This is a genomic window from Mesorhizobium sp. M7A.F.Ca.CA.001.08.2.1 (assembly GCF_003998455.1).
GTDB lineage: Bacteria > Pseudomonadota > Alphaproteobacteria > Rhizobiales > Rhizobiaceae > Mesorhizobium > Mesorhizobium ciceri.
Genome location: NZ_RZPW01000225.1, coordinates 1 through 8411 on the forward strand (window position 1 = coordinate 1; position 8411 = coordinate 8411).

9 protein-coding genes are annotated in these 8411 nt (G+C 63.1%); 7 read left to right on the plus strand and 2 right to left on the minus strand.

What is annotated here, in order from left to right:
* Positions 1 to 692 (minus strand): class II aldolase/adducin family protein (locus EN914_RS15355; protein ID WP_206527206.1); only part of this gene is annotated, 692 nt, incomplete at its 3' end.
* 185 nt (positions 693 to 877) lie between these two features.
* Between EN914_RS15355 and EN914_RS15360 the strand changes: the two genes are divergently transcribed.
* The 7 genes from EN914_RS15360 (at position 878) to EN914_RS15390 (ending at position 8017) form a co-directional block, all read left to right on the plus strand.
* Complete coding sequence (locus EN914_RS15360) at positions 878 to 1687, plus strand: DeoR/GlpR family DNA-binding transcription regulator (RefSeq protein ID WP_013533598.1); 810 nt, start codon at positions 878 to 880, stop codon at positions 1685 to 1687.
* A gap of 55 nt (positions 1688 to 1742) precedes the next feature.
* On the plus strand, positions 1743 to 2738 hold the full coding sequence (rhaS, locus tag EN914_RS15365) for a rhamnose ABC transporter substrate-binding protein (RefSeq protein WP_013533599.1): 996 nt from the start codon (positions 1743 to 1745) through the stop codon (positions 2736 to 2738).
* A gap of 84 nt (positions 2739 to 2822) precedes the next feature.
* Positions 2823 to 4364, plus strand: coding sequence for a sugar ABC transporter ATP-binding protein (locus EN914_RS15370; protein WP_024503128.1), 1542 nt, complete (start codon positions 2823 to 2825; stop codon positions 4362 to 4364).
* On the plus strand, positions 4361 to 5335 hold the full coding sequence (locus EN914_RS15375) for an ABC transporter permease (RefSeq protein WP_013533601.1): 975 nt from the start codon (positions 4361 to 4363) through the stop codon (positions 5333 to 5335). Before EN914_RS15370 ends, EN914_RS15375 begins: the two co-directional genes overlap by 4 nt.
* The gene (locus tag EN914_RS15380) at positions 5332 to 6327 is read left to right on the plus strand and encodes an ABC transporter permease (protein ID WP_024503129.1); all 996 of its coding nucleotides are present in this window, start codon (positions 5332 to 5334) and stop codon (positions 6325 to 6327) included. The genes EN914_RS15375 and EN914_RS15380 overlap by 4 nt, the downstream gene beginning before the upstream one ends.
* Positions 6327 to 6644 (plus strand): L-rhamnose mutarotase, encoded by a 318-nt coding sequence (gene rhaM / locus EN914_RS15385; RefSeq protein WP_024503130.1) that lies wholly within the window; start codon positions 6327 to 6329, stop codon positions 6642 to 6644. Before EN914_RS15380 ends, rhaM begins: the two co-directional genes overlap by 1 nt.
* On the plus strand, positions 6641 to 8017 hold the full coding sequence (locus EN914_RS15390) for an FGGY-family carbohydrate kinase (RefSeq protein ID WP_024503131.1): 1377 nt from the start codon (positions 6641 to 6643) through the stop codon (positions 8015 to 8017). The genes rhaM and EN914_RS15390 overlap by 4 nt, the downstream gene beginning before the upstream one ends.
* On the opposite strand, the gene EN914_RS15395 is transcribed toward EN914_RS15390, so the two are convergent.
* A partial coding sequence (locus EN914_RS15395) for an arginase family protein (protein ID WP_206527207.1) occupies positions 8018 to 8411 on the minus strand: 394 nt, incomplete at its 5' end.

An 8411-nucleotide genomic window follows, 5' to 3' on the forward strand; every position in this document is an offset into this window, starting at 1 on the left:
CGCTCGAACCATTCGATCGCCTGGTTGATCACCGAGATCGTCATCTCGTAGCATTCCCTGGGGGTGTCGCCCCAGGTGAACAGGCCGTGGCTTTCCAGGATGACGCCCTTGGCGGCTGGGTGTTCGAGGCAGAATTTCTCCAGCCACAGGCCAAGTTCGAAGCCAGGGCGCTTCCACGGCAGCCAGCCGATGGCCTCGCCGAAGATTTCTTTCGTCAGCGCCTTCGAATCCTTCGCCGCGGCAATGGCGATGATGGCATCGGGATGCATGTGGTCGACAAAGGGCTTCGGCACGTAGGCATGCAGCGGCGTGTCGATCGAAGCCGCACGCGGATTGAGGTTGAAGGTGCAGTGCGGCAGGAAGCCGACCATCTCGTCTTCGTGCTCGACGCCGCGATAGAGGCCTTTGAGCGCGCGCAGCTTGTCCATGTAGAGCGTGGCAAAGCCGTCCAGCTTGATCGAGGCGCTGTCGCCGCCCGATCCCTTGACCCACAGCACTTCGACATCCTCGCCGGTGAGCGGGTCTTTCTGCCAGATCTTCGACGACGTGTTGCCGCCGCCATAGTTGGTGACCCGCTTGTCGGAACCAAGTGTGTTCGAACGGTAGACCAGAAGTTCCGGCCCGCTCATGGCGTGAGCCTTGGCCTCGTCCCACAGATTGGCGAGGCGCGCGCCGGTGCGCTTGTCGAGCATAAGAAATCCTCCCGAAGGCACGCAGAAGGCGCGGCCATTTGGCCCCGAATTTCCACGGAAGCGGTCGGCTTGTCAATCACAAACGATCAATATCGATCATATTGCACTGCACAATGAAATTATATGATCGGAAATGATTGACACTGCGCGTTTTGGGTGCCTAGATGCCTGGGCAGGGAGGAACCATGCACGAAAAAGAGCGCCACAGGATCATTCTGTCCGCCGTCCAGGAAAAGCCTGTGGTGACGGTGCAGGAGATGGTCGACCTGACGGAGTCCTCCGAGGCGACGATCCGGCGCGATATCGCGGCTCTCCACGTCCAGAAGCGCCTGCGCCGCGTGCGCGGCGGCGCCGAGGCAATCTCGCCGCCGCAGTTCATCGGGCTGGCCGGCCGGCCCTTTTCCGTCAATGAAACCATCAACGCCTCGCAGAAGCGGGCGATTGCGCGTGAAGCGGTCGAGCTGTGCAACGACGGCGAACCGATCATCATCAATGGCGGCACCACCACCTTCCAGATGGTGCATTTCCTGACCGGCCGCCGCATGCCGATCTTCACCAATTCGTTCCCCATCGCCGAGCACCTGCTCAAGCACTCCAAGAATACGGTGATGCTGTCGGGCGGCACCATTTATCGCGAGCAGAACATCATCCTGTCGCCCTTCGACAACGACGTGACGCGCAATTTCTATGCGCGCCGCATGTTCATGGGTGCGCAGGGTCTGGGGCCGCTCGGCCTCATGGAAGGCGATCCGCTCTTGATCCAGGCGGAGCAGAAACTGATCGACCAGGCCGACGAGTTGGTGGTGCTGGTCGATTCCTCGAAATTCCGCAAACGCTCCAGCCTGATCCTGTGCGGCCTGTCGCGCATCGCCACCGTCATCACCGATGACGGCATCGAGGATCGCGAAGCCAAGATGCTGGAAACCGCCGGCGTGACGCTGATCGTCGCCCGCACATCCGCAACCAACAAGGAAGAATCTTCACTGCAGGCCTGAGGCCAACTCGCGCTCGCAGCGGCGATGGAATGCAACGCTCAAGGGAGGAAATTCGATGAGCTTCTTGAAGAAATTGATGGTGACGGCTGCATTCTCAGCCGCCATGTTCGTGAATGCCGCCTATGCCGAAAACGTCAAGATCGCGCTGGTGGTGAAGTCGCTCGGCAACGGCTTCTTCGATGCCGCCAACAAGGGCGCCGAAGAGGCGGCCAAGGAACTCGGCGATGTCGACATCATCTACACCGGCCCGACCAAGGCGACCGCCGAAGCGCAGATCGAAGTGGTCAATTCGCTGATCGCGCAGAAGGTCAACGCCATCGCCATTTCGGCCAATGACGCCGATGCTCTGGTGCCGGTGCTGAAGAAGGCCATGGAACGCGGTATCACTGTCATCTCGTGGGATTCGGGCGTCGCCAAGGAAGGTCGCCAGCTTCACCTCAACCCGTCCGACACCGGCCTGATCGGCGAGACCATCATCAAGCTCGCCGCCGACCACCTGCCGGAAGGCGGCGAGGTCGCCATCCTGTCGGCCTCCTCGACCGCGACCAACCAGAACGCCTGGATCGACGCGGCCAAGAAGATCCTGCCGGAGAAGTTCCCCAAGATCAAACTCGTCGCCACCGTCTACGGCGATGACGATTCGGCCAAGAGCACCGACGAAGCCAAGGGCCTGTTGAAGTCCTATCCGAACCTGAAGGCGATCATCGCGCCGACCACCGTCGGCGTCGTTGCCGCCGCCCAGGTCGTCACCGACGAGAACCTGATCGGCAAGGTCAATGTCACCGGTCTCGCACTGCCGTCCGAGTTCAAGAAGTTCATCGACAACGGTTCCAGCCAGGCGGTTGCGCTGTGGAACCCGATCGACCTCGGCTACTCGGCCGTCTACCTCGCCCATGATCTGGCGGTGAAGAAGGAAGAGGCCAAGCCCGGCGCCACGCTGTCGATCGGCCGCGTCGGCAAGGTCACGCTCGACGACACCAACTCGGCTGCAATGGCTCCGCCCTTCCAGTTCGACAAGTCGAACATCGAAAAGTTCTCCAAGATTTATTGATCTGGAGTTCTCTAGAGCTGACGCGGCGGGGCTCACGTCCCGCCGCGGCTTTAAACGAACCTTGTTTCAGGGCTTGATACGACTATGGACACGACAGCCCAACACGGCGCGGTGAAGGAGCGGCCTCCGGCCCCGGCTCCACGCCTGACGCTGTCCGGCATCTCCAAGAGCTTTCCCGGCGTGCGCGCGTTGCACAATGTCAGCCTGTCGCTCTATCCGGGCCAGGTGACGGCGCTGATCGGCGAGAACGGCGCCGGCAAGTCGACGCTGGTCAAGATCATGACCGGCATCTACCAGCCCGACGGGGGCACGATCAGCATAGACGGCCACGCCGTCACCCTGCCCAGCGCGCATGCCGCCTTCGGCCATGGCGTCACCGCCATCCACCAGGAAACCGTGCTGTTCGACGATCTGAGCGTCGCCGAAAACATCTTTCTCGGCCACGCGCCACGCACGCGTTTCGGCACCATCGACTGGCGCACGATGCGCAAGAATGCGCGCGAAGTGCTGGACACCATGCATGCCGGCCATATCGACGCCGACGCGCGGCTGAAGGACCTCGGCATCGCCAACAAGCATCTGGTCGCGGTTGCGCGTGCCATGTCGATCGACGCGCAGATCGTCATCATGGATGAGCCGACCGCGGCGCTTTCCATGAAGGAGATCGAGGAGCTCTTTTTGCTGATCGAATTCCTCAAGAGCGATGGCAAGGCGATCCTGTTCATCAGCCACAAGTTCGACGAGATCTACCGTATCGCCGACCGCTACACGGTGTTCCGCGATGGCGAGATGGTCGGCGAAGGCCTGATCAAGGATGCCGGCCAGAGCCAGATCGTGCGCCTGATGGTCGGCCGCGCGGTCGATCACATCTTCCCGCAGCGCAAGGCCGAGATCGGCGCACCGGTGCTCTCCGTTTCCGGCCTGTCGCATCCGACCGAATTCAACGATATCGGCTTCGAACTGCACAAGGGCGAGATCCTCGGCTTTTACGGCCTTGTCGGCGCCGGCCGCAGCGAGGTGATGCAGGCGATATCGGGCATCACCCGCACCTCAGCCGGCACGATCACGCTGGAAGGCAAGACGATCGCGCCGAAATCGGCTGCGGATTCGATCGATGCCGGCATCGTCTACGTACCGGAAGAACGCGGCAAGCAAGGCGTGGTGATCGGCCTGCCGATCTTCCAGAACGTCTCGCTGCCTTCGCTCAAGCGCACGTCGAAGTCCGGCCTGCTGCGGCTGTCGGAGGAGTTCGATCTGGCCCGCTCCTACACCGAGCGACTCGACCTCAGGGCCTCTTCGCTCAGCCAGGATGTCGGCACGCTGTCGGGCGGCAACCAGCAGAAGATCGTCATCGCCAAATGGCTGGCGACGTCGCCCAAGGTGATCATCCTGGACGAGCCGACCAAGGGCATCGACATCGGCTCGAAGGCCGCCGTGCACGGCTTCATGGCCGAGTTGGTGGCGCAAGGCCTGTCGGTGATCATGGTGTCGTCCGAGCTGCCCGAAATCCTCGGCATGTCCGACCGTGTCGTGGTCATGCGCGAGGGGCTTGTCGCGGCGGTCTACGACAACAAGGAGCTGGACGCCGAGACGCTGGTTCGGACGGCAGCAGGGATCGCGGCATGAAGGCTTTCCTCAAATACCGCGAAATCTGGCTGGCTGCTGCCATCATCGTCTTGATCGGGCTGATCTCGACACGTTTTCCGGCCTTCGCCGATCCGGCCAATCTGCGCCAGGTGTTCAACGACACCTCGATCCTGATGATCCTGGCGCTTGGCCAGATGGTGGTCATCCTGACCCGGTCGATCGACCTGTCGATGGCGTCCAACCTCTGCTTCACCGGCATGGTGGTGGCGATGCTGAACGCCGCGCATCCGGCGATCCCGATCCCGCTGCTGATCGTCATTGCGCTGGTCGTCGGCCTGGTGCTCGGCGCCATCAACGGCCTTTTGGTCTGGCGGCTGAACATTCCCTCGATCGTGGTGACTTTGGGCACACTGACCATCTATCGCGGCGCCACCTTCGTCCTGTCCGGCGGTGCCTGGGTCAATGCCGACAAGATGAGCCCGGAGTTCATCGGCTTCCAGCGCGCGGCCTTCCTCGGCATTCCGGTGCTGTCGTGGATCGCCATCCTGGTCATTGCGCTGTTCTTCGTTGTGATGACACGCACCGCGCTCGGCCGCTCGATCTACGCGATCGGCGTCAACCCGACGGCGTCCGTCTATGCCGGCATCGATGTCGGCCGGACGAAATTCATCGTCTTCTGCATCTCCGGCATGATTGGCGGCCTGTCAGGCTATCTCTGGATCTCGCGCTACGTGATCGCCTCGGTCGAGGTCGCCAATGGCTATGAGCTCAACATCATCGCCGCCTGCGTCATCGGCGGCATCTCGATCGCCGGCGGCATCGGCTCGGTCGGCGGCGCGGTATTAGGCGCACTGTTCCTCGGCATCATCTCCAATGCGCTGCCGGTCATCAACATCTCGCCTTTCTGGCAGATGGCGATTTCGGGCAGCGCAATCATTCTGGCCGTCGTGCTCAATGCGCGCGGCGAGCGCCAGCAAGGCCGCATCATCCTCAGAAAGGTGGAGGCGTGACCGACATCCCTGCCCCGCGCCACATTCCCGACCGGCTCGACAAGCCGCTGCGTTCGGCGATCTTTTCCTGGGAAGCGCTGCTGGTCGTGGTGGCCGTCGCCATCTTCGCCATCAACAGCTTCGCCTCGCCCTATTTCCTCGACCCGTACTCGCTGTCCGATCTGACCTTCAATTTCACCGAGAAGGGCCTGATCGCCTTCGCCATGGCGCTGCTGATCATCTCGGGCGAGATCGATCTGTCGGTGGCCGCCATCATTGCGCTGGCGTCGACCATGATGGGCATGGCGGTGCAGGCCGGCGCCGGCACGCCAGTGCTGGTGGCAATCGGCATCGTTGTCGGGCTCGGCTGCGGCGCCTTCAACGGTCTGCTGGTGACAAGGCTCGGCCTGCCCTCGATCGTCGTCACCATCGGCACGATGAGCCTGTTTCGCGGCATCGCCTTCATCATCCTCGGCGACCAGGCCTACAAAGGCTATCCCTCAAGCTTCGCCTTCTTCGGCCAGGGCTATGTCTGGTGGGTGGTGTCGTTCGAGCTGGTGCTGTTCCTGATCGCGGCTGTCGTCTACTGGTTCCTCTTGCACCGCACGAGTTTCGGCCGACGCGTCTTCGCCATCGGCAACAATCCGGTCGCTGCGCAATTTTCCGGCGTGCGCGTCGGCCGCACCAAGTTCATCCTGTTTTGCCTGACCGGGCTGATGTCGGGCATCGCCTCGGTGCTGATCACCTCGCGCCTCGGTTCGACGCGGCCCTCGATCGCACAGGGCTACGAGCTGGAAGTCATCACCATGGTGGTGCTCGGCGGCGTCAGTATCCTCGGTGGCGCCGGCAGCATTCTGGGCGTCGTGCTCGCCGCCTTCATCATGGGGCTGGTGACCTTCGGGCTCGGCCTGCTCAATGTGCCGGGCATCGTCATGTCGATCTTCATCGGCCTGCTGCTGATCATCGTCATCGCCTTGCCGATCGTCTGGCGGCGGCTGCGCGGAGGGCGTTGATGGCCGAGAAATACGCGTTCAAGATGAAGCTGAAGCCCGGCATGAAGGCAGAGTACAAGAAGCGCCATGACGAGATCTGGCCGTCGCTGGTCGCGCTGCTGAAGCAGGCCGGCGTCTCCGATTATTCCATCCATCTCGACGAGGAGACCAATATCCTGTTCGGTGTGCTGTGGCGGCAAGACGACCACCGCATGGACGAATTGCCCGGGCATTCGGTGATGCAGCGCTGGTGGGCCCACATGGCCGACATCATGGAAACCAGGCCGGACAACGAGCCGGTGGCCGTGAAGCTGGAAACAATGTTCCATATGGCATGACTGCGATGCGCCACATCGCCGTCATCGACATAGGCAAGACCAACGCCAAGGTGGCGCTGGTCGACCTCGCTGCGTTGAGCGAGGTGGCGCTGCGCCGCATGGCGAATGCGCCGGTGCGGCAGGCGCCTTACCCACATCACGATGTCGAGGCACTGTGGGCATTCATCCTCGAAAGCCTTGCCGGCCTCAACCGCGAACAGCGCATCGACGCCATTTCGATCACCACCCATGGCGCGACCGGCGTGCTGGTCGACGCGGCGGGTGAACTGGTGCTGCCGGTGCTCGACTATGAGTTCGACGGCCCCGACGGGATGGCCGAGGATTACGACGCGATCCGCCCGCCTTTTGCCGAGACCGGCACGCCGCGCCTGCCGCTCGGCCTCAATCTCGGAGCACAATTCTTCTGGCAGCAGAAGAGCTTCCCGGCGGAATTCGCCAGGGCCGCGGCGCTGCTGATGTACCCGCAATACTGGGCCTTGCGCCTGACCGGCATCGCCGCCAACGAGGTCACCTCGCTCGGCTGCCACACCGACCTGTGGAACCCGTGGACGGCGGATTTTTCATCCCTGGTCGACAGGCTGGAGTGGCGGAGCCTGATGGCGCCGGTGCGGCCGGCCAGCGATCGCCTCGGCCCGATCCTGCCCACCGTTGCTGTGCGAACCGGACTGGATCCGCACACGCCGGTGTTCTGCGGCCTGCATGATTCCAACGCCTCGCTGCTGCCGCATCTTCTCTCCGACAAGCCGCCTTTCTCCGTCGTCTCGACCGGCACCTGGGTGGTATCGATGGCGGTCGGCGGCAAACAGATTGCGCTGGATGCCGCGCGCGACACGCTGGTCAATGTCAACGCGCTCGGTGATCCCGTTCCCTCGGCGCGCTTCATGGGCGGCCGCGAGTTTTCGGTGCTGACAAAGGACCAGCCGGAGCCGTGGACCGAAGCCGATGTCGGCGCCGTGCTGGCGCGAAAGACGCTGCTGCTGCCGTCGACCCAGCAAGGTTCGGGGCCGTTCCCGCACCATGCCGCGGCATGGCTCAACGCCGACGGCATCAACAATGGCCAGCGCTTTGCCGCTATCTCGTTCTATCTGGCGCTGATGACGGCGACCTGCCTCGACCTGATCGGCGCCGACGGCCCGACCACTGTCGAAGGCCCCTTTGCCCGCAACCGGCTCTTTGTCGGCATGCTGGCGGCAGCCACGGCGCGCGCCGTGGTTGCGTCCGAGGCCGCCACCGGCACCAGCATCGGCGCGGCGCTGCTGGCATCCGATCAACTGATGGCACAGGGCAAGGGCGAAAGAATAGAACGGCCTATAGACCCAGCCTGGGTCGACTATGTCAGCGCATGGCGGGCGGCAGTGGAAGTGCAGGGCTGATCAGAGAATCCGTTTGCCGAAGGCAGACATGACGAAGTTGACCGCGTCGGTGCCGATCCGCGGCTCCAGATCCGCCGTCAGGCCCGAAACATCCATCGACAGCAAGCCGCCGGAGAGCGCGATCGCCTCCATCGCCTGATGTGTTTCGCGCACGGTCAGCCCACCGGAGCCCGCAGCCCAGCCGGCGAATTCGGTCGCGGTCGGCGAATAGCTGACATGAAAGCCTTGCGTGCCTGATGTGGCGATACGGATCGCTTCATGCATCAGGTCGCGCATGCCCATGGCGTCGATGTCGGTCATGGTGAAGGCGGAGACGCGCGAATCCTTCAGCACCCGCGCCTCGGCCGGATCGGCGTGGCGCAGGCCGACGATGACGACATTCTCCGGCGACAGC

Bases quoted from the DNA above. Each gene is read 5' to 3' on its own strand.
- EN914_RS15390 (WP_024503131.1), top strand. From the start codon at position 6,641: ATGACTGCGATGCGCCACATCGCCGTCATCGACATAGGCAAGACCAAC.
- EN914_RS15370 (WP_024503128.1), top strand. From the start codon at position 2,823: ATGGACACGACAGCCCAACACGGCGCGGTGAAGGAGCGGCCTCCGGCC.
- EN914_RS15360 (WP_013533598.1), top strand. From the start codon at position 878: ATGCACGAAAAAGAGCGCCACAGGATCATTCTGTCCGCCGTCCAGGAA.
- rhaM (WP_024503130.1), top strand. From the start codon at position 6,327: ATGGCCGAGAAATACGCGTTCAAGATGAAGCTGAAGCCCGGCATGAAG.
- rhaS (WP_013533599.1), top strand. From the start codon at position 1,743: ATGAGCTTCTTGAAGAAATTGATGGTGACGGCTGCATTCTCAGCCGCC.
- EN914_RS15375 (WP_013533601.1), top strand. From the start codon at position 4,361: ATGAAGGCTTTCCTCAAATACCGCGAAATCTGGCTGGCTGCTGCCATC.